Here is a 24,485-nt window from a genome sequence, read left to right on the forward strand (position 1 = left end):
CTTGCTTTCTAATCTTTCGTGTGCTAAAATATCAGCGAACAGCATATCAAAACAGGTGATATGCCATTAAATGACAGGAGGATTGTTCCGATGAAAAACGCCAAGCCGATCAGCAGCAGTATGGTTGAAAAATTTGATGCCGATTACAGCAGCAACAAGCATTACAAGGCAATGACGCATGCCTTGGCCAAAAATGCAGTGAACAGCATTGCCTATGTCCAAAGCAGCACCGAATACACTGATGCTAAATTCTCCATTGACCTACCCACCATGACAGTCACCAACCAAAAGTCCAGCGGTCGCTGCTGGCTGTTTGCCGGTTTGAATGTTTTGCGTGAAAGAATCGGTAAAAAATATAATCTGGAGTATTTTGAATTCAGTCAGAATTACCTGGCCTTTTGGGATAAATTTGAAAAAATCAATTACTTTTTAGAATCCATCATCGACTTAGCCGATCGTCCGGTGGATGACCGTACCGTTGAATATCTGCTGCACACCGGCATTCAGGATGGCGGTCAATGGGATATGATGGTCAGCTTGATCAAGAAATACGGCTTGGTGCCCCAGGCAGCGATGAATGAAACCTTCCAAAGCAGCAACACGCGCGCGATGAATGGTCTGATCAATCAAAAATTGCGGCTCGATGCCGCTGCTTTGCGGGAAATGGTTGCCCAAAAGCAAGCCATGACCGCAATCGAAACCGAGAAGAGCCGCATGCTGGCTGAAATGTATCGGTTCCTTTGCATGAATTTTGGTCAGCCGCCGGAAACGTTCCAATTTGAATTTGTCGACAAAGATAAAAAATACCATTGTGAACAGAAGATCACTCCTCTGCGGTTTTATCAGGACTATGTCGGTGATATTCTGGACGAGTATGTCTCCATCATCAACGCTCCCACCGCCGATAAGCCCTTCGATCAGACTTATACCGTCGACTATCTGGGCAATGTGGTGGGCGGCAATGAAATTCTCTACTTGAATCTGGAAATCGACACATTCAAACAGCTGGTGATCGCACAATTAAAAGATCAGGAAGTCGTTTGGTTTGGCAGCGACTGCGGCAAGGATGGCGAACGGGAGATCGGCGTTTGGGATGACAGCGCATACGATTATGCAACTGCTTTTGATCTGAACTTTGACATGAGCAAAGCCGTGGCGCTCGATTACCGTCACAGCGCCATGAATCATGCCATGGTGATTACCGGCGTCAATCTGACGGATGGCGGCTGCGCAACGAAGTGGAAAATCCAGAACAGCTGGGGCGATACCGCCGGCCGCAAAGGTTATTTCCTGATGACGGATTCCTGGTTTGATAAGTGGGTCTATCAGGCGGTCGTCAACCGGAAATATCTCTCTGCCCGGCAGCAGGAAATTCTCAAAAAAGCGGTCAAGCATCTCAACCCCTGGGATCCCATGGGTTCTCTGGCGGAATAAGCTGCCCTCCATTGTAATGCCGTACTCAAATAATCGGTATGGGCATAGAGCGCCGCCATTGATCTGCGCTCTCTGCCTTGCTGATTGCCAGACAGTCCAGCTTTTCTTGCCAACTCATAAGAATATTCGGTTTCTCAAAGCGAAATCTTTTGCTTTTGCAGTCAAATCCATTCAATGAAGGGATCTGGGCTTCGTCTGCCCCGGAGATTGACTCTCTTCGGCGATCGTGCTAGAATGAAAGCAAATTTAACCGGGAGGTACTGTTATGAAAGAAAAATTGATTGCCAATGTAGATTCCCTCAAAGAGGAATTGCTCGCCCTTTCTCACCATATCCATGACAATCCGGAAATTGCTTATACCGAACACAAAGCGGTCGCTTTCTTGAGCGAAATCCTGACCAAACACGGTTTCACAGTAACCACACCTTATGCCGGCGTAGAAACTGCTTTTTGCGCCAGCAAAAAAGGCAAAGGGCCCGGTCCGAAGATTGCTTTCCTGGCCGAATACGACGCTTTGCCGGAGATTGGACATGCCTGCGGTCACAATATCATCGCCACCTGTTCCACCGGCGCTTTTCTTGCTTTAGCCGGGCTGATGGATCAGTATAATGGGGAGATTATGTTGATCGGCACTCCGGCCGAGGAAGCCGGCGGCGGTAAGATCCAGCTGCTGCGCAATGGCGGTTTTGAAGGCATCGAATATGTGCTGATGATGCATCCGAGTTCCGGTAACAAAGGGCTCGTCAACCGCGGCGGCCGTGCAGCCACTACTGTCAGCGTCGAATTCTTTGGTAAATCCGCCCATTCTTCCGGCCCGCAGGCCGGGATCAACGCGCTCAATGCGCTGATTGCAACCTTTAACCATATCGATCTGCTGCGTCCGGCTCTGCATCCGCAAAGCAATATCAACGGCATCATCACCAAAGGCGGCACCGTGGCCAATGCCATTCCCGATTATGCCGCAGCGAATTTCTCACTGCGTTCTTCCACCCTCTTTGAACTGGAAAAATTAGTGGACGCCGTGAAAAAATGCGCTAAAACCGCGGAAGCTTTAGTCGGCGCCCGCTGTGAAATCAAAGTCGGCGATTTGTATGCCGAGCGTTATCCCAACTGGCCGATGTGTGAAGCCTTTAAAAATAATATGGAATCCCTCGGCATGCCAATGGAAATCGGCAATCCGGTCGGCAACTACGGTTCTTCCGATATTGGCAATGTTTCCATCAAAATCCCGGCCATTCATGATTATCTGCCCGCCTGCCCGGCCGGTGTCAACAGTCATAATGCGGAGTACACAGCCTACACCGATAAAGCGCAAGCCGATGCCACCTGTCTATTGGGCGCCAAAGGGCTCGCCATGACCGCGCTTGATATTTTAGAAAAACCGGAACTGCGCCAACAAATCCAAGCTTATTTCGTCAAGCAAATCCCACAGGAATACAAATAAAACAGCGGCACGCGTCCGGCCCGCTAAAAAATACCGTCGCAGCCTCCGGCCGCGAAGAGACACTCCTTCGAACAAATCAAACGAAACCCCCGGAAGATATCCCGCATGCGTGGGTTATCTTCCGGGGGTTTCCCGCTTATTTTCAGTTCGCTCAATTTCTCTCCGGGAAGCGATTGACCTGCCAGTAAGGCTGCTTGCCGCGCAATACCCGGTCAATTTCTTCTGCCGCCTGCAGTGCCATGGCGTCGAAGGCTTCCACTGTATGCGCCGCATAATGCGGCGTGATCAGCACATTCGGCAAAGCAAACAACGGATTGCTGTAATCAAAAGGCTCCTTCTGCAATACATCCAGAGCGGCACCGGCGATCTGCTTGTTTTTCAGGGCGGCTATCAAATCTGCCTCCACCACAATATCGCCTCTGGCTGTGTTGATCAGCCAGGCCTGCGGCTGCATCCAGGCAAATTCGGCGCTGCTCACGCTGCCTTTGGTCTGGGCGGTTGAAGGCACATGGATGCTGAGATAATCCGCTTCGCGAAAGACTGCTTCGCGGGACAGCACCGCATCCAGGCAAGGCGGCTTAGTTTCTTCGCTGAGATGCGGACCATAGGCAATCACTTTCATGCCGAAGGCCGACTTGGCCATACCGGCCACCTGTGAGCCGATGTTGCCCAACCCGATGATCCCCAAAACCCTGCCCCGCAGTTCATGACAGAAAATCCGGTCACGCACTTGAAAATCTCCGGCTGAAAAACTTGGCTCCAATTCGCGGTAGCGTTTGGCACAGGCGAGTAAAAGAAAAATCGTATACTCAGCAACCGCATTGCTGTTGGCCAGCGGCGTGTTGGTCACATAAATCTGTCGTTTCGCGGCCGCCGTGAGATCAACATTGTCATAACCCGCGCCAAAGCGAGCGACAATCTTCAAACGATTGGCATTGGCCAGGACCTGCTCCGTGACCGGAGTCGCCCGCACCAGCAGCGCATCGCAGTCTCTGATTTCCCGCGCCAGGCCCGCTTCCGAATTATCGCTGCCCAGTCTGACTTCGTAACCCTGCCGCAGTAAAAAATCAATGCCGGTTTGCGCGATCTTCTGGGGCAGCAGAATTCTTGCCTTCAAATTGCTTACCTCCCTACATTCCTGCCAGTTTCATGACTTTTGGCGCCGCAGTAAGAAACCAGACGGCGTAGCGCCGCGGATTTTTCTGCAAATCCTCAACCAGATCATAAAAGCGAACCCATTTCATCCCGGAAGCTTCTGCCGGATTACGGCTGAAAGGTCCTTCATAGTCAGCCATCAACACAGGATCATACTCGTATTCTGTCAGCTGATGGCTGAATTCAGCGCGGTAGACAAAAGAAAATGCCGGACAAAGCAGTTTTCCTTTCGCTTAAAGGGGATTTTCTTTGGGTGTGCCGGCCTGACGGGGATATTTCGTCGGTGTTTGACGGATTTTTTTCACTAAAAGCAGGCGTCTGTCCTGTCCGCTGAACGGCAGCTGCAAGCAGCAGTCCCGCTCCGCTCTGCCTCCCAGCAATTGCAAGGCGTTTTGCGCCTCGGATAGTTCTTCGGTCAGAGACGGTCCTTTGAGAGCCAGGAATCTGCCGCCGGAACGCACAAACGGCAGACAATACTCCAACAGCACCGGCAAAGGCGCCACGGCTCTGGCCAAAGCCAGATCGTAGCGTTCACGGTGCAACGCTAAGTGTGCGCCATCTTCCGCCCTGGCGTGCAGCAGGGAAGCCGATAAATCCAGTTTTTCCAGCAGCTGACGCAAAAATTCCAGGCGTTTGCCCAGGGAATCCAGCAAGACAAGCTGTAAGCCCGGTTCCATGATCAGCAGCGGCACCCCGGGAAAACCGGCGCCGGTTCCGATATCGATGACCCACATGCCGGAACGCAAAGAAACCAGCTGCAAAACCGTGAGGGAATCCAAAAAATGTTTTTCGATTATCTCAAATTCATCCGTCAGGGTGGTAAGGTTGATTTTTTGATTGTACTGCAATAAAAAATCAGCATAGATTTCAAATCGCTGCAGCTGCTTGTCCGTCAGCAGAATGCCCAGCTCCGCCGCACCTGTTTTCAGCTTCTCCAGATTTTCTTCCTTCATGACCGTTGCTCTCCTTTCCGACGCTGCTGCTCCAGCCAAATCAGCAATACAGAAATATCCGCCGGACTGACACCGGAAATTCGCGCCGCCTGTCCCAGATTACGCGGACGCACCCGGCTGAGCTTTTCTCTGGCTTCCCTGGATAAGCCCTGCAAAGTTTGATAGGGCAAATCCTCCGTCAAAACAGTAAATTCCAGATGCTGCTGATGCCGAACCTGTTCGCTCTGCTGCCTGATATAGCCGGCATAGCAAACCTCCACTTCCACCTGACTGCGGATCTCCGGCGACAAGGCCGCCAGCTCGCTGTCAAACGGCAGCAATACTTCCATATTCAGCTCCGGCCGGCGCAGCAGGGCGGCCAGGGATGTACTATGCTCCATCGCCGTCGTGCCGGCTTTGACCAGCGCGTTGTTTAACTCCTCGCCCGGTGCGAGAAAGACACGTTCCACGCGTTCGATTTGCCGGTCGACTGCGTCTCTCTTGCTGCAGAAACGCTGATAACGCTGCTCATCGATCAGACCCAGGGCATAGCCATAGGGGGTCAGGCGCCGATCGGCGTTATCCTGACGTAAAATCAAGCGGTATTCCGAACGGGCGGTCATCATCCGGTAGGGTTCGTTGGTGCCTTTGGTGACCAAATCATCAATCAGCACGCCGATATAGGCTTGCCAACGCTGTAAAATCAAGGGATCCTTGCCTTGCAGTGCCAAAACGGCATTAATCCCTGCGATCAAACCCTGTGCTGCCGCTTCTTCATACCCGGAAGTGCCGTTCAGCTGTCCGGCGCTGTAGAGACCCCGGACGCGTTTCCACTCTAAGTCGGGTTTCAATTCCAACGGGTCCAGGCAGTCATATTCAATGGCATAACCGGGACGCATGATCTCAACCTGTTCCAATCCCGGTATGGTGCGTAAAAAAGCCAGCTGGACATCCATTGGCAAACTGGTTGACATCCCCTGCACATACATTTCTTCCGTGGCCAGGCCGGTCGGTTCGATAAACAGCTGATGCCGGTCTTTCTCGGCAAAGCGCATGACTTTGTCTTCAATGCTGGGGCAATAACGCGGACCGGTGCCTTTGATCACACCGCTGAACAGCGGCGCCCGGTGAATATTCGCTTTGATAATGGCGTGTGTCGCGGGATTTGTCCAAGTCAGCCAACAGCAGCGGGTCGGCAGATCGGGATAGGGAGAATCGAAACCGAACCGTTCTTTTGTTTCGTCACCATTTTGCCGGATCATTTTGCTGTAATCCAAACTGTTGCCGTTCACCCGGGCGGGAGTGCCTGTTTTGAACCGCCGCAAGCTGACGCCAAAACGCTGCAAATTGCCGCTTAAAGCCAAGGCGGCTTGCTGCCCATCCGGTCCGGAAGTACTCTGATAATCTCCGATGATCACTTTACCGCCAAGAAAAGTACCGGTCGCTAAAATCACTTTCGGCGCCGTGAAAACCCGTCCCAATTGGTCGGCTACTCCGCTGACCGCTCCGTCTTGCGTTAAAATATCCTCCACCAGAGCTTGTTTCAACTGTAAACCCGGCTGGATTTCCAGGATATGCTTCATATAGCGCAGATAGAGGCCACGGTCAATCTGAGCCCGATAAGACTGCACCGCCGGTCCCTTGCTCGTATTCAGGCATCGCATTTGAATGGCACAGGCATCGGCTGCCTTTGCTATTTCACCACCCAGCGCATCAATTTCCTTGATCAGGTGACTTTTCGCCGGGCCGCCCATGGCAGGATTACAAGGCAGCTGCGCTACAAAATCCAAACCAATGGCTAAAAGCAGCGTGTTGGCTCCCATTCTGGCCGCGGCCAGAGCCGCCTCACAACCGGCATGTCCGGCGCCGACCACAATCAGATCATAATCATATTGCATTTGACCTCACCTCTATTTGCCGACGCAAAACTGGCTGAAAATCGTATCGATTATATCTTCCGAAACCAATTCTCCGCTGATGGCCGCCAGCGCCTGATAAGCGGAACGCAAATGGATCACGTAACAGTCCTCCGGCAATCCACTCGCGACTGCCTGCCGACAGGCTTCCACCTGCCGCAAAGCCTGCTCCACCGCGTCTTTGTGCCTTAAACTGGTTAAGATCGCTTCATTACCGGCCGTCACGGTCCCGCTCAGCACCCGCTGCCGAATCGCATCCAGTAAATCTTCCAGACCTTCACCCAAAGCAGCCGCAATCAGGACTGGTTTCTGTTTGAAACCCAATTGCAGCAATTCTTTGCGCAGATTGCTGCCGTCGGCGAGATCGGTCTTATTGATCACCAAGAGCAGCGGCCTGTTTTGCACAAGATCCGCCAATTCACGGTCTTCCGCTTGCAAAGCTTCCCCGGCATCCAGGACCCATAAGACAAGATCGGCGGTATCGATGGCGGCGCGGGTGCGAACCATACCCAGTCGTTCAATTTCATCGGCACTTTCATGTAAACCCGCCGTATCCACCAAGCGCATGACGATGCCGTCCAAAGAAAAACGTTCCTCTAAAATATCGCGGGTAGTCCCGGCAATTGCCGTCACAATCGCCCTGTCTTCTCCCAGCAAACTATTCAGCAAAGAGGATTTGCCCACATTGGGCCGCCCCACGATCACGATTTTGACTCCCTGCCGCAAAATTCTGCCCTGATCCGCCGTGAGCAGCAACTGCTGCAGATCGTTCGCCAAAGCGGCTAGGCTTTGCCCGAACGCCTGACGGTCCAGCGGCTCGTAATCATCGGGAAAATCGATGGAAACCTCAATGAGAGCGATCAACTGCAGGAATTTTCGGGTCAGTTGGCCGATTCTTCGTCCCAAAAGGCCGCCGAGCTGTGCCATCGCCTGTGCGGCTCCGGCGCTGCCGTCCGCCTGAATCAAATCCCTGACCGCTTCCGCCTGGGTCAAATCCAGGCGTCCGCTTAAAAACGCCCGTTTGGTAAATTCACCGGCTGCGGCCGGCACGGCACCCGAACGCAGCAAAAGCTGCAAAACCTGCTGCACAACCACAATACCGCCATGGGTTTGAATTTCCACCACATCTTCGCCGGTATAACTATGCGGCGCCGCAAAATAAAAACTGATCACTTCGTCAATGCGGCGGCCGCTGAGCGGTTCTTTGACATAACCATAATAGACCTGCCGCGGCTGCATTCTGCCTGTTCGGCAGCCCGGCAGCAAGAGCACTCGGCGGGCAATTTCTTCCGCATGATCTCCGCTTAAGCGTACAATCCCAATCCCTCCCTCGCCGGGGGGTGTTGAAATAGCGGCAATGGTATCGCCGGATGTCCACATACGAATCTCACCTGCCTTACCCACGCGTTGAAATAAAGAAAGAAAAATCAATTTGCATTGCATCAATCTAAAACAGAAGCATAGCACGTTTTACTCAACACGCTATGCTTACATTCGTATTCAACCCGAACTGGGTTTTTGCTTATTTTTTGTAAATCACCACGTGTCGACGGCTGTCTTCCCCGGCACTTTCCGTATAAACCGTCTCGCTGTCCTGTAACGCCATATGAATCAGGCGTCGTTCTCTGGCAGACATCGGCTCCAACGAAATCGCTTTTTCTGTCATTTCCACTTCTTTGGCCAAACGTTTGGCCAAACGAATCAATGTCTCTTCCCGGCGCTTGCGATAATCACCGACATTTAACGTGATGCGCTGATGCTCTTCCCGACCGCGATTGACCACAACCGTCAATAAATACTGGAAGGCATCCAGGGTATTGCCGCGCTTGCCGATCAGAATACCTAAATCATCGGCGTCTCCCGACAGATTGACCACAATGCTGTCCTCTTCTGCCCGGACATCGACCCGGCATTTCAGCTGCATCGCCTGAATCATCTCGCCAGCGAACTTGTAGGCCCGGGCGGGTGCTTCCTCGGTGGGAATGGGCCAAACTTCATCTTCTGTTTCGCTAATTTGCTTTGCTTCCGCGAAATTCTGACGACTGTATTTTTCGCTGCCGTCATGGCGTCCGCCGTAATTGCCGCGAATCCGATCGCTCTGACGGTCGGAATACTCCGGACGATTGTTCCGTCCGGGTGAGGCTGAGCGCATCTGTGCTTCGCTTGTGCCGGCCGGACGAGGATTGCTTTTTTCTTCCGACAATTGCTTGCCGACCGGTTTGTTTGCCACGGCCGGAGCTGCGGCAGGCTTTTGCTCCTGCACTTTGGGCTGTGCTTTCGTTTCCCGCAGCGGTTCTTTGGCTTTTTCGGCATCTGCTTTTAAGCTCAGATTCAAATCGGTTTTGAGTAAATCAGCAAAAGAAATTTTTTCTTCCGGTTCCACTTCGGTTAATCGCACTTCGGCGGCTTTCGCTCCCAAACCCAAAAACCCTTTGCTGCCCGGTTCGATAATTTCGACACGGACCCGGTCTCTGGTTAACTGCAGCTCCTGCAAACCAGACCAGATCGCTTCGTCCACTGTTTTTCCTTTTTTTTCAATTGTTCGCATGAACGCATGTCACCCTTTCCTCAGGTGTTACCTATTTCTTCGTCACGGCTGTTTCAACAATGGGCTCCACTTTAATAAAACGGTTCATAATCACTTGTTGTCCCATTGCGCAGAATTGACTGACAGCCCAATAGAGTGCCAAACTGGCCGGCTGACTCCAGCAAATCCAAACCATCATGGCCGGCATCATTAAAACCATCGCTTTTTGCTGCGGATCTTTGGTCATACCGGAAGCCCACGATTGCAAGTACGAAGCGACACCGGCTAAAATCGGCAGAATATAATAAGGATCTTTCACCGCTAAATCTTTCAGCCAAAGAAATGCACTGGCTGCGCCTTCCGGAAACGCAATGGTTCGGAAAACAGAAAGAACGGCGATAAAGATAGGAAGCTGCAACAGCATCGGTAAACAGCCCAGCAACGGATTCACCCCGTATTTTTTCCAGAGCAGGGAGGTTTCACTATTAATTTTCTCCGGATTACCCTTATATTTCTCGTTAATCTCTTTAATTTGCGGCTGTAGAATCTGAGTGGCTTTCATTTGTCTGACGGAAGCAATCTTGGTGGGGGTTAACAGGGCAGTGAAAATGACAGTAAACAAAATAATCGCCAGCCCGTAATTGCCTGTGATGCGAAAGCACCAATCGAGACAAAATTGAGCAACTCTCGTGATCGATGCCATGATTGAAGACATAGTCTGCTCCTTCCGATCGTAAATCTTTTATTATTTGTCTCTTTATATCAAGGAATGAAATCATCAACTTCATCCGTGTTCTTGCAAGAACAATCTCATTCGTAGTATTCAAATTGAAAAAATTTTCAGTTTACGGCAGCGGATCATAACCACCCGCATGCCATGGCCCGCATTTCAGTATCCGTTTGCCTGCCAGGAGGCCGCCTTTTACAACTCCGTAACGGCTGATTGCTTCATAAGCGTATTGAGAACAGGTAGGCTGAAACCGACAGGTTGAGCGTCCTTTCAAAGGAGAAAGAAAGCGCCGATAGAAAGAAATCAGCAACAGGCAAATCTTTTTCATCTTTGTTTTCCTTCTCCTTGTCAGGAAGCCCGGTTGAGCCAGTTGATTGCTTTGCTTTCGCAGTTTGCATAAGCCTCGGCGATTTGAGCGTAGCGGACCTGCAGGGCCTGTTTCCGCAGCATCACTACGATATCGTAGCCGGAAAAGCAGTCAGACTTGCTGTTCAGGCGAACTACTTCCCGCAGTTGCCGCCGAATGCGGTTGCGCTCTACGGCATTACCGATTTTTTTGCCGGAAGCAAATCCGATCCGGCAGACTCTGCTGCCCGATTTACGCAGCAAATAAATCACCAGCAAAGGATGCACAAAAAAACGTCCTTTGTCGTATACTTTCTGGAAATCGCGGTTTTTTTGCAGTTTTACCCAGCGTTTTTTCAAAGTTTCACTCTTTTCCTATCAATTAAAAGTTGTTTCTCCCGCCAAAAACTCCCCGATCAAAATAGATGTTTGAGAGCGAGACATGGAAAAAAGACCACACAATGGTGGCCTTTTTATGCAGTCAATTTTTTTCTGCCTTTCAGGCGACGACGGCTTATGGTAAGACGTCCACCGCGGGTTGACATTCGTTTGAGAAAACCGTGATCATTTTTACGCTTCCGTTTGTTAGGCTGATATGTTCTCAGCATTGTCCAACACCTCCTTTTATTACCAACCTGTCATTTGCGGGTAAATCACAGGTTTCAGGCAATGTTACAGTATAGAAAGCATTATAATCGAAAAGTCCGAATCTGTCAATCATTTGCAACCGTGTTTTGAAACTTGTGCAACCGAACCGGAAAAAAGTGTTGATAACTCTGCCGTGTTATGTTAATATATTGCCATCGCACTGTTACTATGCTGTGGAAAATTCGAAAAGCCGAAAAGTTATGAACGTTTGTGGATAACTTTGTTTACAACTTTTGTTTTCCCGTGATTTTTCAGCGGCATTGCCGGTGAAAGCAGAAAACAGCTGTGGATAACCGCAGGCTTCACAAGATTTTTCCCTTTTTTATTCACAGCGCAGAGCCGGAGCGGCAGCCAGGTTATCCACATTACATACACAAATTGTGAAAACCACGGGGGAAAACTATTTCTTTCAAAGCTCAGATGATTTTCTAAAAATCGGCCTCGTGAATTTTCTCACATCCTTGCGAAGGAATGCTCGTATTGTTGAAAGAAAAAGATAAGGATGCTGGTATGATGAATGAACTGAATACAATTTGGCAGAGTACGCTCAAGAAATTGGAAACACGTCTGCAAAAGGTCGTCTTTGAAACCTTTATCACCCGCTTGACCCCGGTGAATATTTACGAGGATACGATAATCCTCAATAGCTCTGATCCGATTTTACAGAAATTCATTCAGGAAAATTATAGCAAAATCATCTGCGATTCCATCAGAGAATCCACCGGACTGAATTTAAAAGTGGAAATCATTTCTCCGCAAGTCTCTCACGATCAGGCGATGGAACCGCTGGAACCGATCATTCCGGCGGGTTTACGGGAAATGCCGTATAATGCCATGAATCCAAAGTATACCTTTGAACGCTTTGTCAAAGGGAAATCGAATGAGTTTGCCCATGCTGCCGCCTTAAGAGTCGCCGAAGCGCCCGGCACTACTTACAATCCCTTTTTCATATATGGCGGCGTTGGCTTAGGCAAAACACATTTGATGCATGCCATCGGCAATCATGTTTATAAAAACAACCCTACCGCACGGATTGTTTATATCCCTTTTGAGCACTTTCTCAACGAATTCATTGCCGCCATTCGTAATGATACAACCCGTGAATTTCGGGACCGCTACCGCAATATTGATTTGCTCCTGATCGATGACATTCAATTCATCACCAAAAAAGAAGAGACGCAGACGGAATTTTTCCATACCTTCAATGCGCTTTATAACGCGAAAAAGCAAATCGTGATTGCCTGTGACCGGCCGCCCAAAGAAATCCCGGCTCTGGAAGACCGCATCCGCACCCGTTTTGAATGGGGAATGATTTGCGATATTCAACCACCGGATTTGGAAACGCGCGTCGCAATCCTGCAGGCCAAAGCAACGGAAGAATTCATGAATGTACCGGACGATGTGCTCTATTTTATCGCCTCCAATATCAAAAGCAATATTCGGGAATTGGAAAGCGCTCTGCTGCGGGTCAACGCCCGCTCCCTGCTGATGCGTCAGACCGTCACCATCGATTTTGTGAATGATACCCTGAAAGACACCATCAGCAATCAGAAAATCAAAGTAATTTCTATCGAATCCATTCAGGAGGAAGTCGCTCATCAATACAGTATCACGATCAATGACATGAAGGCGAAAACCAGAACAGCCAACATCACCTTTCCCCGCCAGGTGGCCATGTATCTCTGCCGCTCCCTGACCGATAATTCTTTGAAGAAAATCGGCGATGCCTTTGGCGGCAGGGATCATGCCACCGTGCTGCATGCGATTGAAAAAATTGATGAAGCACGCAATAATGACAGTAAATTTGACCGCCTCCTGCAGGAAATCGTCCAACAGATTCAAATTTAGAGCCGATTTTGCAATAAAAATGGAAAGAGGTAGAAATCGATGATTATCAGATTTGAAAAAGAAGACTTGTTATACGGTGTTTCGCTGGCCCAGCGTGTCGTTCCCGCCAAATATCCGCAAGCTTCCGTAACCGGCTTGCTGATCAAAACACTGGACCCGCAAACGGTGGAAATCACCGGCACCGATATGGAGCTTTCTCTGCAGGTTAAGATTCGTGCCGAAGTGGAAGAAGCCGGACAAGTTGTCCTGCCGGCGCGCTTTCTCTCTGATGTGATTCACCGTTTCCCGGAAGGAACCGTTTCCATGACGATGGCGCAGGGTGATTCTTTGGTTAAACTGACCGGCAATAAAATAAAAATGGATTTGCGCGGCATGGACCCGCTGGATTATCCGGTCCCTCCGGCTCTCTCCACTGAAAAAAGCTGGACAGTAACGCAGGATGTCTTGAAACGAGCCATCAACAAAGTCGGTTTTGCCATCTCACAGGACGAAGCCAGACCCGTGATGACCGGTATGCTCTTAAAATTGAGCAGCAGCGGGAATCGGGTCCTGGGCATGGATGGCTTCCGTCTGGCGGAATATGCCTTGGAAGTAGAACAAACTGCGGAAGAATTTGAATGCATCATCCCGGATAAATGTATCAAAGATCTGGAAAAATTGCTGAATTTAAACGACACGCCGGTCACGCTTTGCTTCACACAAAATCATATGAGCGTAATTTTGGACCGAATTACCTTCCAGACTCGCCTGATTGACGGTCAATACCCTTTTAAGAGCGCCAAAGAATTGATGCGAAAAGCACCCACCAGCCACATCATGATTTCCCGCCGTGATCTGATCGACAGCATCGACCGCAGTTTGCTGCTGACCCGGGAAGACAATCGCGGTTCCAATATCGTCCGTTTACAATTTGAGGCGCAGCAACTGATCATCAGCGCCACCTCACCGGAACTCGGTCAAATGTATGAGGAAATACCCATTGAAAAAGACGGCGACGATATTATCATTGGCTTTAACGGAAAATTTTTGCTGGATTTTCTGCGCAGCATCGAAACTGAGGTCGTTAAATTTGATTTAGCCGGCAGTCTGGCTGCCGCTATTATCTATGCCATGGGCGATGAGAAGTTTACCGGGTTCCTTTCTCCGATCCGTTTGGCACAATAAAAGGAGAAAAGAATGGAACCATTTCAATACTACGGCGAATTCATCACATTAGGACAATTTCTGAAAACCCAGAATATTGTTAGCAGCGGCGGAGAGATCAAAAGTTTCCTGACGGAAACCTCTGTTTTCGTCAACCAGGAACGGGAAATCAGACGCGGCCGTAAGCTGCGTTCCGGCGATACCATTCGTATTGCCGGTATCGGCAGCTGGCAGTTGCTGCAAGGAACCAACCAATGAAACTCATGCATCTGTCCCTGGTCACCTTTCGTAACTATTTCACTTTGGAAGTGGATTTGGACCCGGGGATGAATCTGTTTATCGGCGCCAATGCACAGGGCAAAACGAATTTATTGGAAGCCTGTCATTTGCTGGCTACCGGACGGTCCCATCGTACCTTTCGTGATCAGGAAATGATTGCCTGGCAGCAGGAAGGATTTCATATCAAAGCCATCGTGCAGAAAAAATTAAGCAGCGAACTGATTGAGCTGCATGTCGACCGACAGGGCCATAAAATCGTCAAATTGAACGGTTTGCTGCAGCCGAAACTTGGGGCGCTCTTGGGTCAGCTGAATGTTGTATTTTTCGCACCGGAACATTTATTATTAGTCAAAGGCGATCCTTCCGGCCGCAGAAGATTTTTGGATATCGCGATTTCGCAAATCTCACCGTTCTACCTGCATCATCTCGCCAGATATCATAAAATTCTCAATCAAAAAAATATCCTGTTAAAAACAAATCGGCCGGATGAAGCGCTGCTCTCCATTTACAACCAGCAAATGGCGGAAAGCGGCGGTGTGATTGTGGCCAAGCGCAGCGAGATTATCGGGCAACTGGAGAACAACGCCAGAAAATACCAGCATCTGCTGCGGGAAACAGAAAACCTGAGTTTTATTTATCAAAGCCAAACCGAAACAAAGGAAAATCCCACGCGGATTGCGGAAGAACTCTTCCGCAAAATGGAAGAGCGTAAAGAAGATGAGCTGCGGCGGCGGATCGGTTTGGTCGGACCCCATCGGGACGATTTTTTCATTTACCTCAATGGAGTCAACGTGCGGCAATACGGCTCGCAAGGTCAGCAGCGCAGTGTGGTCTTATCCATCAAAATGGCGGAGGCAACTTTGATGGAAGAGTCTACCGGCGAGCAGCCGGTCATCATTTTAGATGATGTGCTCTCCGAATTGGACCCGGTGCGGCAGAATCAGCTGATTGGCGGTTTAAAAAATATCGGGCAGACTTTAATCAGTTCAACCGATTTGCCTCCGGTGCTGAGCGGATTGAACAGTAAAGTATTCCGGATCAATGACGGTAAAATCATTTTCAGTTAGGATGTGTTGCTTTTTGTATTTACACCTTGGCCATAATAAAAATGCTGAAATCAACGAAATCATCGGAATTTTCGATTTGCGGACTTGTCACTCTGCCTTATTTCAGCCGCTGACATTGATTGAAAAAAAAAGAAAAGATAAATCTTATGTTTTAACCAGGACTGAGCTGCTTGCTTCCTCCATTGCCAGCCATACGCTACATAAACGCTGTGATGATATCCACGAATTATTATGGGAAAAATAGGTTTTTAAAAAAGGCAGTCCGGTCAGAAACAAATTTTCTGGACCGAATTGCCTTTTTTACACAAAAAAACCAAAGTTATTCACCTTTTTTGTCGATAACTTTGCTGATAAAATGTGCAGAACAAAAGTTATCCAGAACTGTTCACGGCCAGTCCGGCACTTATCCACCCTATTTTGCCGTTTATCCCCTGCATCAACACCGATCAAATTCGCCTTATATAGTGAAAGGAAAAAATTATACACACTGTCCACATAGCCTGCTGAGACTGTTACTAATAGAGAGTACTTTCTACTTCATTTACTTTTTAGTTAGGGAAACGCAAAAGAAAAAAGCAGCGGCTTGCCTATTGACTGTTTTTTTGCTATAATAGATCAGTTAATGAGAAACGAATAACAGACTGATAAAATAGCGGAACGATAAAGGGAAAAGGTGATTTTAAGATGGCTGAAGACAACAATCGGGATTATGTACATAATTATAATGCCAGTAAAATTGAAGTGCTGGAAGGGTTGGAACCGATCCGTAAACGTCCGGGTATGTACATAGGCACCACCAGTTCAATGGGTTTGCATCATTTGATTCAAGAAATTGTTGATAATTCCGTTGACGAAGCATTGATCGGTGTTTGTACTTCGATTATTGTGACGATCCACCCTGATAATTCTGTCACTGTGGAAGATAATGGCAGAGGAATGCCGGTAGATAAACATCCCAAATTGGGGATTCCTGCCGTGGAAGTCATTTTTACCGTGCTTCATGCCGGTGGAAAATTCGGTAACGGCGGTTATAAGGTAGCGGGAGGCTTGCATGGCGTCGGCGCTTCTGTCGTCAATGCGCTTTCCAACTGGTTGGAAGTGCATGTTTTTCTGGATGGTTTGGAATATAAAATGCGCTTTGAAAAAGGGCTTACCACGGAAAAACTCAGTATCATCGGTAAAACAGAGAAGCGGGGTTCGCTGGTCAGCTTTCAGCCGGACCCGACGATTTTTACTGAAACAGTGACTTTTGATGCCGAAATTGTGGAACAGCGCTTAAAAGAACAAGCTTATTTGAATAAAGGTTTGGCGATCACCTTTTGTGACGAACGACCGGCTGAAAAAATTGAACATGTCTTCAAATATGATGGCGGTATCAGGGAATTTGTCAAATCCATCAATGAGAATAAAGAGGCGCTGCATCCCACTTTTTATACCGAGAAAACAAAAGACGGGGTAGAGGTGGAACTTTCCTTTCAATATACCGACTCATACAGTGAAACCATTTTGTCATATGCCAATAATATCCATACGCAGGAAGGCGGGACGCATGAGCTCGGCTTTAAAAATGCGTTGACCCGTGTGGTAAACGATTACGCGCATCGTTATAATATGATCAAAGACAATGAGTCCAATCTCAGTGGGGATGACGTACGGGAAGGAATTACTGCCGTGATTTCGGTTCGCCTGGATGATCCGCAGTTTGAAGGACAGACGAAAACAAAATTAGGCAATGGTGAAATCAGAGCAATTGTCGATACCGTCACAGCCGATACGATTTCTACGTTCTTTGAGGAAAATCCCGCGATCGGCAAGAAAATTATCGAAAAAGCATTGCTTTCATCCCGGGCCCGGGATGCGGCCCGCAAAGCCAGAGAATTAACCCGAAGAAAAAACATTCTGGAAGTCTCTGCTCTGCCGGGTAAATTGGCCGATTGCAGCGCGAAAGATCCTGCGGTGAGCGAACTGTATATGGTGGAAGGCGATTCCGCCGGCGGTTCAGCCAAGATGGGCAGAAACCGGCGTTTCCAGGCGATTCTGCCGCTGCGCGGTAAGATCATCAACGTGGAAAAAGCACGTCTGGAAAAAGTTTTGGGTCAGGATGAGATTCGTACGATCATAACAGCCATCGGTACTGGGATTTCCGATGATTTTGATATCAACAAAGCGCGTTATCACAAAATCGTGATCATGACCGATGCGGATGTCGACGGCAGTCATATTCGTACATTACTGCTGACTTTTTTCTACCGCTATATGCAGCCAATGATCAAAGCCGGTTATATTTACATTGCGCAGCCGCCGCTCTATCTGATTAAGCGCGGCAAACAAAGTTTTTATGCCTACAATGATGCGGAACGCGACCGCATTTTGCAGTCTTTGGGTGAGCGGCCGGCGCCGGTTGTCCAGCGCTACAAAGGCCTGGGCGAAATGAACGCGGAGCAATTGTGGGAAACGACAATGAATCCGGAGAAGAGAACCTTTTTACAGGTTTCCCTGGACAGTGCGGTCAGGGCAGAGGAAATGTTCACGACGCTGATGGGTGAAAAAGTGGAACCCAGACGTAATTTTATTCTCAAGCATGCCAAAGACGCAGTCAATTTAGACGTATAGAAAGGGGAAACCCGGGATGGATGAGTTTATTCACGGTAAAATAGTGCCGGTAGATCTTGCCGAAGAAATGAAAAAATCCTATATTGAATACTCCATGAGCGTTATTGTCAGTCGGGCTCTGCCGGATGTACGTGACGGTTTAAAACCGGTGCACCGCCGGCTGCTCTATGCCATGTATGAGGGGGATTTAACTTATGATAAACCGTACCGCAAATCTGCCAGACCGGTTGCGGATACGATGGGTAAATATCATCCCCATGGCGACGTAGCGATTTATGATACGCTGGTTCGTTTGGCGCAAGACTTTAACTTACGTTATCCCTTTATCGACGGTCACGGCAATTTCGGCTCGGTCGACGGTGATCCTGCGGCAGCCATGCGTTATACGGAAGCGCGGATGAGTAAAATCGCCAGTGAAATGCTGCGCGATATCGATAAAGATACGGTTGATTTTGTACCGAACTACGATTCCAGCCAAACGGAACCGTCTATTTTACCCAGCCGCTTCCCCAATCTTTTGGTCAACGGTACTTCCGGCATTGCGGTTGGCATGGCGACGAATATTCCGCCGCATAATCTGACCGAAGTGATCGACGGCGCCCTGGCGCTTTTGACAAATCCGGAGATGAGCATTGCCGAATTAACGAAATATATCAAAGGTCCTGATTTCCCCACCGCCGGAATCATTATGGGCAGAGCCGGAATCGACGGCGCTTATCAAACCGGCCGCGGTATCGTGATCATGCGTGCCCGCAGCCGTTTTGAGCGCATGAATAACGGCAAGACACGGATTATCGTCAGTGAGATCCCTTATCTTGTCAATAAAGCCCGCCTGATGGAGAAAATTGCCAGTTTAGTCCGCGACCGCAAGATTGACGGCATCACCGATTTGCGCGATGAATCCGATCGGGAAGGCATGCGGATTGTAATGGAGCTGCGCAAAGACGTCAAACCGGATGTGATCCTGAATCAATTGTATGCTCACACGCAGCTGCAGGAGAGTTTTGGCATCATTATGTTGGCGTTAGTCAACAATGAGCCGCGCGTTCTCAACTTAAAACAGGTGCTTGAATATTACCTGGAACATCAGAAAGAAGTCATTACCCGTCGCACGAGTTTTGAACTGCGCAAAGCCAAAGACCGTGCTCATATTTTAGAAGGCTTGCGGATCGCCGCGCAAAACATCGAGCAGGTAATTCGGGTGATCCGTTCCTCCAAAGATGACAGTGAAGCAAAACCGCGCTTAATGGAAACCTTCGGATTTTCCGATAAACAGGCTACCGCGGTGCTCGATATGCGCTTGCGCCGCTTAACCAATCTCGAATTGGATCGCCTGGAAGCGGAATACAAAGAAGTGATGGCGGAAATCATCCGTTTGGAAGCGATTTTAGCCGACGCCGAGAAATTAAAGGCGGTCATTCGCAGCGAAATGACTGCCATTCGCGATGAATTTGGCGATGACCGCCGTACGGAAATTGTGCCGGATGACGGGGAACTGAATATTGAAGACATGATCGCGGAAGAAGAAGTAGTGGTGACCCTGACGCATCAGGGTTATGTCAAACGCCTGCCGTCAACAACCTATCGCAGTCAGCGCCGCGGCGGCAAGGGAATTACCGCCATGGGTACCAAAGAAGAAGATTTTGTAGAGAATCTGTTTATAACTTCTACCCATCACAATCTGCTCTTCTTTACCAACAAAGGCAAAGTATACCAGAGCAAAGTCTATGATGTTCCGGAAGCCAGCCGTCAGGCAAGAGGTACGAATCTGATCAATCTGCTGAATATCGATAACGATGAGAAGATCACTGCCGTCCTGGCCGTGAAAGAATTCAGCAATGAGAAAAATTTGTTCTTCTGCACAAAATCCGGAGTTGTCAAGCAAACCGGTCTGGATCAATTCCTCAATATTCGCAAAGGCGGCATTCAAGCCATTACCCTGAAGAAAGACGATGACCTGGTCGGGGTCAAATTTGCCTCTGAAAAAGATCATATCGTGATTGCGACCAAAGAAGGCAATGTGATCCGCTTTGCCGCTGCCGATGTGCGCAATATGGGTCGCGTGGCTGCCGGCATCAGAGGAATCACCTTAAGTGCAGGCGATGAAGTCATTTCTTTGGAAGTAGCCAACGACGATGCGGATTTATTGGTCATCACGGCCAATGGTTTCGGCAAGCGGACGCAATTGCGGGAATATCGCTGCCAGGGCCGGGGCGGCAAAGGCGTGATGCTGATGCGCCGCACCGAAAAAACCGGTGAAATTGCCGGCGTGCGCATGGTGCGCGAAGGGGATGACGTGATGGTGATTACGATTAACGGCATCATCATCCGGACTTCCGTCTCCGGGATCTCGCAAATGAGCCGTACCACCCAAGGTGTGACCATTATGAAGATGGACGAAGGCGATATGGTCATCGGTCTTGCCAAAGTGATCGGCGCCAAAGAGGAAACCCTGGACGAAGAGATAGAAAAAGAATAAACCAGCGGAAATCCTCCTCAAAAACCGGTATTGACCTGTTTTTAAGGAGGATTTTATTTCTGCTTTTTACTGCCGGTTTTGAAAAACAGCCGCGTGGTTCAAGCCGCGTCGCCGGCTATTTTCTTTGCAGAGAGAAAAGGAAAGAAAATGAGCGGTGCAAATCGTGTAAGAAGGGCCGCAGACTTGAGATCAATTTGCTTTACAGTCGGTAAACGGGAAGGTCAGTGCATGGGAAGCCGCTGCCGCACGAGAAATGAGCGGCAGGACTTTTTCGGGAAGCTCAAAAAAACAATAGTGTAGAGCAATTCAGCTCATTGCCCGGCAAGTGCCAGGCAGCGTCAATGCTGTCCCCTGGTGCCGGGAACAGGCCGATTCGATGCAAATCAGCCGCACAGGGCAGTGTTATGAGGAAGCCAGTATCGTAATAGAAACTACTGAGACAGCGGATCAACAGAACATGCGGAAAAGTTTTTTGATCAGCGATTGCAATAAAATACGCTCATTTCGAAAATCAGCGCAGCAGTGGAAATAGCGGAGTAAAAAAAGCAGAGGCTGGTGTTAGCATGAAAAGGAACGGTTTGCATCCTTTTCATCTCTATTTGTGCCTTGTGCACTGTGAAAGGAATGGATTTTAAAATGAAACTGAACAATCTGGAAAATTATATTGACCAAAAGATACTTGCCAGAGGGCTGGCGTATTTCAAGGAAAATCGTGTCCTGTCAATTGAAGCAATCGGCGACAACGAATACGAGGCTAAGGTTGAGGGGACTGAATTGTATACGGTTGCGGTCACACTGGACGAAGAGGATCATATTATCGACAGCGTATGCACTTGCCCGTATGACATGGGAGAATACTGCAAGCACCAGGTGGCTGTGTTTTTCGGGCTGCGGGAGATGAAAGGTGACTCAGGCCGGCAGAGCGGCGATTCCGGCACACAGCCGCCGGCGGTTATCACAAAACCGCTGATCGAAAAGCAGGATCAACCCCCGGCTATTCGGGAAATCCTGGCGGGGAGACAGAAAGAGGAACTGATTGATTTTTTGCTGAAGATCGCCTCTGCGCATGAAGAAATCAGGCGGCAGATTGAGTTTGATTTTTTCAATGGCAGTGAAATAGAGGAGATTAAGCAATCCATCAGGCTCATTCGCACCTATATTGATCAATATGCCGACTGTCACGGGGATGTGAGTTATGAAAATGTTTATCAGGCAAGTGAGGGCGCCGGATTAGTCCTGGAGAAAGCCCGTGCAAACCTGCAGAAAAGGAAAAACCTGCAGGCGGTTCAACTGGCGCTGTGTGTGATTCACGAAATGCTGTCACTGATCCAGTCGGCAGACGATTCCGATGGAGTGATCAGCGGTGAAATTGAAGAATCCTTAGCGTTTATCGAGGAAGTAATCGAAATCGGAGAACTGAATCAAAGCGATCAGCAGAGCATTTTCGAGCTGCTGGCTGAGGAAACAATCAGCAGCCGGTATCGGGATTGGACAGGTTGGCAGCTGAGTTATCTTGAATGCTGTTCGAAACTGGCGGACACACAGGTTTTGCGGGATGAGTGCGACAGGCTTTTTACATTGACGATTGCTGACAAAGATGAGAATTCATGGAGCGGCAGTTATTTTATCGAAAGAGTCAAATTAATCAGATACAACACAATCAAAAGGAATGAAGGTCCGGACCAAGCCCGGGAATTCATTGAAGAGAATTTAAAGTATACCAGTTTTAGAGTAATGGCGATTGAAAACGCGATGCAGGAACAAGATTATGCCAAGGCAGAAAAGCTGGCGCTTGCAGGAGAAGATCTCGATCAAAACAGCAGCGGTTTGGTGAAACGCTGGAAAGAGTACCGTTACGCGATGTACAAAGAAACCGGTAATCTGGAAAAACAGCGTGCCATCGCAAGGGAGTTTATTTTTGACGGCAATTATGAATATTACAGGGAGCTAAAGAGAACCTATTGTGCAAACGAATGGCTTTCCGTTTATCCGCAAATTATTTTGCAGTTGGAAGAGCAAAAAAAGACACATTATGCGGTATACTCACAGATCCTTATTGAAGAGGCGGAGAAACAGAAGCTTTTGCAGTATCTACAGGAATCTCCGTCAGAGATTGAGAGTTTCTATCAATACCTTTTACCGGAATTCCAAGATGCAGTATATACAATATTCCTGCGGCATATCGAGCAAACCGCCGCAAAGTCGAGCGATAGAAAAGCTTATCAGCATGTATGCTCAATTATCGGCAGTCTGAAAAGAGCGGGCGGGGATAAACAAGCGCTGGCAAACAAACAGGAATTGCTGCTCAGATATCAAAAGAAACCCGCATTCAGGGATGAATTATCAAAAATATGAATTCGTGTTGATGCCGCAGCATTTTGATCAGCCTTTCGGTTGTCTTGGGAGCCGGGCTTGTTTTGGGTGACTGTTTTTGGTTTGCCGCCATCATGGCAGCCGCTGCAGTTTAAAAGTAGGTTAGCAGCGAAACGTGATGTTTACTGTGCGCTTCACATCGTATCTTTGATGAAATAACCAACAGGCAAACTCTATTGTTGAATGCCGGTCGATACGGCTGCTATGCGGAAAAGGAGTTTCAGCCATGACGGAAAAACGAGAAAACTATACAAAAATCAATGCAAAAACCTGGGATCATTGGGCGGAAAACAGCAATATCTGGACGGTTCCCATCACGCATGAGGAGTTTTTAAAGGCAAAATCTGGTGAGTGGGGTGTTTATCTGACGCCCTGCAAAACGGTACCGCAGGATTGGTTTGGTCAATTGAACGGTGCGAAGCTGCTGGGTCTTGCCAGCGGCGGCGGTCAGCAAATGCCGATTTTTGCAAGTCTGGGCGCCGAGTGTACGTTGTTTGATTATTCCGACCGGCAGTTGGCGGCAGATGCGCTGTTTGCCCAACGGGAAGGGTATGCGCTGCGCATCATCAAAGGGGATATGAGTCGGCCGCTGCCGTTTGCCGACTGCAGCTTTGATCTGGTTTTCCATCCGGTTTCCAACTGCTATATCGAAGAAGTAGTTCCGCTCTGGCACGAATGCTTTCGTATCCTCAAAAGCGGCGGCGTTCTGTTGGCCGGGATGGATAATGGCGTAAATTTCCTGTTTGAAGATGACAGCCAATTACCCCTGACGGTAACGCATCAATTACCCTACAACCCTCTGCAGATGATCGAAGAGGATTACGAGCGCAGTCTGCGAAACTGGAACGGCGTCCAGTTCAGCCATTCTCTGGAAGAACAGATCGGCGGTCAGCTGCAGGCAGGATTCCGGCTCACCCATCTCTATGAAGACCGCGATCGGCAGGGACAGGGTTTGATCCGGGAGTTTATGCCGCAGTATCTTGCCACACGAGCCATCAAGCCGTAAGGAGTTAAATGGCAATCACACGGGGGGAGTACCAACAGCAGGCAAGGCAGGAATGGCTGGGGGTGCTCCTTTTTTTTTAAAAAATTCGCTTGACAATCGTTCTCTACAAATGTAGAATAAACACAAGTAAGTGTTCTACAAACGTAGATAAAAATGGAGAGGGGGATTCTTTTGAGAAAATTATCAGAGAGCGAATTGGAAATTATGTTGGCCATTTGGAGTGCGCCGGAGGCAGTCAAATCCTCGTTTGTGGCGGAGCGTATGAAGGAAAAAGGCTGGGCCAAAACAACTGTTTTGAATTTCCTGGCCCGTCTGGTGGAGAAGGGATTTCTGGCTTGCGATTGCCAGGGAAAAAGTAATCTTTATACTCCTTTGGTCAAAGAAGAGGAGTATCTCAAGTTGGAAAACAAAAGATTTTTGGGCATGTTTTATCAAAATTCCGTTAAGAATCTGGTCGCAGGCTTATACCAGAATCAAGAAATCAGCAGTCAGGATCTGGAGGAACTGAAAAAGTTTTTAGCCGAGAAGTCGAAAGAGGTGTAACGC

22 protein-coding genes are annotated in these 24,485 nt (G+C 48.8%); 12 read left to right on the forward strand and 10 right to left on the reverse strand.

Going from position 1 to position 24,485, the window contains the following annotated elements; all coding sequences use genetic code 11:
- Positions 1 to 90 precede the first annotated feature (90 nt).
- Together LLG09_03270 and LLG09_03275 are read left to right on the forward strand one after the other, a co-directional pair.
- The gene (locus tag LLG09_03270; protein ID MCE5196135.1) at positions 91 to 1,434 is read left to right on the forward strand and encodes a C1 family peptidase; all 1,344 of its coding nucleotides are present in this window, start codon (positions 91 to 93) and stop codon (positions 1,432 to 1,434) included.
- Between the two features lie 265 nt (positions 1,435 to 1,699).
- Positions 1,700 to 2,878, forward strand: coding sequence for a M20 family metallopeptidase (locus LLG09_03275; protein ID MCE5196136.1), 1,179 nt, complete (start codon positions 1,700 to 1,702; stop codon positions 2,876 to 2,878).
- Between the two features lie 151 nt (positions 2,879 to 3,029).
- Here the strand turns inward: LLG09_03275 and LLG09_03280 are convergent, their stop codons facing one another.
- From LLG09_03280 to rpmH, 10 genes are all read right to left on the reverse strand, one after another.
- Positions 3,030 to 3,995 carry a hydroxyacid dehydrogenase gene (locus LLG09_03280; protein MCE5196137.1) on the reverse strand — a complete coding sequence of 322 codons (966 nt, stop codon included), beginning with the start codon at positions 3,993 to 3,995 and terminating at the stop codon, positions 3,030 to 3,032.
- Positions 3,996 to 4,008: 13 nt separating this feature from the next.
- Positions 4,009 to 4,173 (reverse strand): hypothetical protein, encoded by a 165-nt coding sequence (locus LLG09_03285; GenBank protein ID MCE5196138.1) that lies wholly within the window; start codon positions 4,171 to 4,173, stop codon positions 4,009 to 4,011.
- 93 nt (positions 4,174 to 4,266) lie between these two features.
- Positions 4,267 to 4,986 carry a 16S rRNA (guanine(527)-N(7))-methyltransferase RsmG gene (gene rsmG, locus LLG09_03290; GenBank protein ID MCE5196139.1) on the reverse strand — a complete coding sequence of 240 codons (720 nt, stop codon included), beginning with the start codon at positions 4,984 to 4,986 and terminating at the stop codon, positions 4,267 to 4,269.
- On the reverse strand, positions 4,983 to 6,863 hold the full coding sequence (gene mnmG / locus LLG09_03295) for a tRNA uridine-5-carboxymethylaminomethyl(34) synthesis enzyme MnmG (protein ID MCE5196140.1): 1,881 nt from the start codon (positions 6,861 to 6,863) through the stop codon (positions 4,983 to 4,985). Before mnmG ends, rsmG begins: the two co-directional genes overlap by 4 nt.
- A gap of 12 nt (positions 6,864 to 6,875) precedes the next feature.
- Positions 6,876 to 8,261 (reverse strand): tRNA uridine-5-carboxymethylaminomethyl(34) synthesis GTPase MnmE, encoded by a 1,386-nt coding sequence (gene mnmE / locus LLG09_03300; GenBank protein MCE5196141.1) that lies wholly within the window; start codon positions 8,259 to 8,261, stop codon positions 6,876 to 6,878.
- A gap of 142 nt (positions 8,262 to 8,403) precedes the next feature.
- Positions 8,404 to 9,429, reverse strand: coding sequence for a Jag N-terminal domain-containing protein (locus LLG09_03305; protein ID MCE5196142.1), 1,026 nt, complete (start codon positions 9,427 to 9,429; stop codon positions 8,404 to 8,406).
- A gap of 31 nt (positions 9,430 to 9,460) precedes the next feature.
- The gene (locus tag LLG09_03310; protein MCE5196143.1) at positions 9,461 to 10,123 is read right to left on the reverse strand and encodes a YidC/Oxa1 family membrane protein insertase; all 663 of its coding nucleotides are present in this window, start codon (positions 10,121 to 10,123) and stop codon (positions 9,461 to 9,463) included.
- Between the two features lie 130 nt (positions 10,124 to 10,253).
- Positions 10,254 to 10,466, reverse strand: a complete 213-nt coding sequence (yidD, locus tag LLG09_03315; GenBank protein MCE5196144.1) for a membrane protein insertion efficiency factor YidD — start codon at positions 10,464 to 10,466, stop codon at positions 10,254 to 10,256.
- A 20-nt stretch (positions 10,467 to 10,486) separates the two neighbouring features.
- A complete protein-coding gene (gene rnpA / locus LLG09_03320) occupies positions 10,487 to 10,843 on the reverse strand; it encodes a ribonuclease P protein component (protein ID MCE5196145.1) in 357 nt (118 codons plus the stop codon).
- Between the two features lie 113 nt (positions 10,844 to 10,956).
- Positions 10,957 to 11,091 (reverse strand): 50S ribosomal protein L34, encoded by a 135-nt coding sequence (gene rpmH, locus LLG09_03325; GenBank protein MCE5196146.1) that lies wholly within the window; start codon positions 11,089 to 11,091, stop codon positions 10,957 to 10,959.
- Positions 11,092 to 11,644: 553 nt separating this feature from the next.
- On the opposite strand from rpmH, the gene dnaA reads away from it, so the two are divergent.
- The 10 genes from dnaA (at position 11,645) to LLG09_03375 (ending at position 24,482) form a co-directional block, all read left to right on the forward strand.
- On the forward strand, positions 11,645 to 12,979 hold the full coding sequence (dnaA, locus tag LLG09_03330) for a chromosomal replication initiator protein DnaA (protein MCE5196147.1): 1,335 nt from the start codon (positions 11,645 to 11,647) through the stop codon (positions 12,977 to 12,979).
- 39 nt (positions 12,980 to 13,018) lie between these two features.
- Entirely contained in the window at positions 13,019 to 14,143 is a 1,125-nt protein-coding gene (dnaN, locus tag LLG09_03335) for a DNA polymerase III subunit beta (protein ID MCE5196148.1), read from the forward strand.
- A 12-nt stretch (positions 14,144 to 14,155) separates the two neighbouring features.
- Positions 14,156 to 14,380 carry a S4 domain-containing protein YaaA gene (gene yaaA, locus LLG09_03340; GenBank protein ID MCE5196149.1) on the forward strand — a complete coding sequence of 75 codons (225 nt, stop codon included), beginning with the start codon at positions 14,156 to 14,158 and terminating at the stop codon, positions 14,378 to 14,380.
- A complete protein-coding gene (recF, locus tag LLG09_03345; protein MCE5196150.1) occupies positions 14,377 to 15,468 on the forward strand; it encodes a DNA replication/repair protein RecF in 1,092 nt (363 codons plus the stop codon). Before yaaA ends, recF begins: the two co-directional genes overlap by 4 nt.
- A gap of 13 nt (positions 15,469 to 15,481) precedes the next feature.
- Positions 15,482 to 15,712, forward strand: a complete 231-nt coding sequence (locus tag LLG09_03350; protein ID MCE5196151.1) for a hypothetical protein — start codon at positions 15,482 to 15,484, stop codon at positions 15,710 to 15,712.
- 440 nt (positions 15,713 to 16,152) lie between these two features.
- Positions 16,153 to 18,081: a DNA topoisomerase (ATP-hydrolyzing) subunit B gene (gyrB, locus tag LLG09_03355; protein MCE5196152.1), complete on the forward strand. Its 1,929-nt coding sequence runs from the start codon at positions 16,153 to 16,155 to the stop codon at positions 18,079 to 18,081.
- A gap of 16 nt (positions 18,082 to 18,097) precedes the next feature.
- Positions 18,098 to 20,560, forward strand: coding sequence for a DNA gyrase subunit A (gene gyrA / locus LLG09_03360; GenBank protein MCE5196153.1), 2,463 nt, complete (start codon positions 18,098 to 18,100; stop codon positions 20,558 to 20,560).
- Positions 20,561 to 21,196: 636 nt separating this feature from the next.
- Positions 21,197 to 22,915, forward strand: coding sequence for a hypothetical protein (locus LLG09_03365; protein ID MCE5196154.1), 1,719 nt, complete (start codon positions 21,197 to 21,199; stop codon positions 22,913 to 22,915).
- 244 nt (positions 22,916 to 23,159) lie between these two features.
- Complete coding sequence (locus LLG09_03370) at positions 23,160 to 23,939, forward strand: class I SAM-dependent methyltransferase (protein MCE5196155.1); 780 nt, start codon at positions 23,160 to 23,162, stop codon at positions 23,937 to 23,939.
- A 171-nt stretch (positions 23,940 to 24,110) separates the two neighbouring features.
- Positions 24,111 to 24,482: a BlaI/MecI/CopY family transcriptional regulator gene (locus LLG09_03375; protein MCE5196156.1), complete on the forward strand. Its 372-nt coding sequence runs from the start codon at positions 24,111 to 24,113 to the stop codon at positions 24,480 to 24,482.
- Positions 24,483 to 24,485: the final 3 nt, after the last annotated feature.

The sequence above is a fragment of the Negativicutes bacterium genome (genome assembly GCA_021372785.1).
Taxonomy (GTDB): Bacteria; Bacillota; JAAYKD01; order JAAYKD01; family JAAYKD01; genus JAJFTT01.

Bases quoted from the DNA above. Each gene is read 5' to 3' on its own strand.
- LLG09_03270 (MCE5196135.1), top strand. From the start codon at position 91: ATGAAAAACGCCAAGCCGATCAGCAGCAGTATGGTTGAAAAATTTGAT.
- LLG09_03275 (MCE5196136.1), top strand. From the start codon at position 1,700: ATGAAAGAAAAATTGATTGCCAATGTAGATTCCCTCAAAGAGGAATTG.
- LLG09_03285 (MCE5196138.1), bottom strand. From the start codon at position 4,173: ATGGCTGACTATGAAGGACCTTTCAGCCGTAATCCGGCAGAAGCTTCC.
- rsmG (MCE5196139.1), bottom strand. From the start codon at position 4,986: ATGAAGGAAGAAAATCTGGAGAAGCTGAAAACAGGTGCGGCGGAGCTG.
- mnmG (MCE5196140.1), bottom strand. From the start codon at position 6,863: ATGCAATATGATTATGATCTGATTGTGGTCGGCGCCGGACATGCCGGT.
- mnmE (MCE5196141.1), bottom strand. From the start codon at position 8,261: ATGTGGACATCCGGCGATACCATTGCCGCTATTTCAACACCCCCCGGC.
- LLG09_03305 (MCE5196142.1), bottom strand. From the start codon at position 9,429: ATGCGAACAATTGAAAAAAAAGGAAAAACAGTGGACGAAGCGATCTGG.
- LLG09_03310 (MCE5196143.1), bottom strand. From the start codon at position 10,123: ATGTCTTCAATCATGGCATCGATCACGAGAGTTGCTCAATTTTGTCTC.
- yidD (MCE5196144.1), bottom strand. From the start codon at position 10,466: ATGAAAAAGATTTGCCTGTTGCTGATTTCTTTCTATCGGCGCTTTCTT.
- rpmH (MCE5196146.1), bottom strand. From the start codon at position 11,091: ATGCTGAGAACATATCAGCCTAACAAACGGAAGCGTAAAAATGATCAC.
- dnaA (MCE5196147.1), top strand. From the start codon at position 11,645: ATGAATGAACTGAATACAATTTGGCAGAGTACGCTCAAGAAATTGGAA.
- dnaN (MCE5196148.1), top strand. From the start codon at position 13,019: ATGATTATCAGATTTGAAAAAGAAGACTTGTTATACGGTGTTTCGCTG.
- yaaA (MCE5196149.1), top strand. From the start codon at position 14,156: ATGGAACCATTTCAATACTACGGCGAATTCATCACATTAGGACAATTT.
- recF (MCE5196150.1), top strand. From the start codon at position 14,377: ATGAAACTCATGCATCTGTCCCTGGTCACCTTTCGTAACTATTTCACT.
- gyrB (MCE5196152.1), top strand. From the start codon at position 16,153: ATGGCTGAAGACAACAATCGGGATTATGTACATAATTATAATGCCAGT.
- gyrA (MCE5196153.1), top strand. From the start codon at position 18,098: ATGGATGAGTTTATTCACGGTAAAATAGTGCCGGTAGATCTTGCCGAA.
- LLG09_03365 (MCE5196154.1), top strand. From the start codon at position 21,197: ATGAAACTGAACAATCTGGAAAATTATATTGACCAAAAGATACTTGCC.
- LLG09_03370 (MCE5196155.1), top strand. From the start codon at position 23,160: ATGACGGAAAAACGAGAAAACTATACAAAAATCAATGCAAAAACCTGG.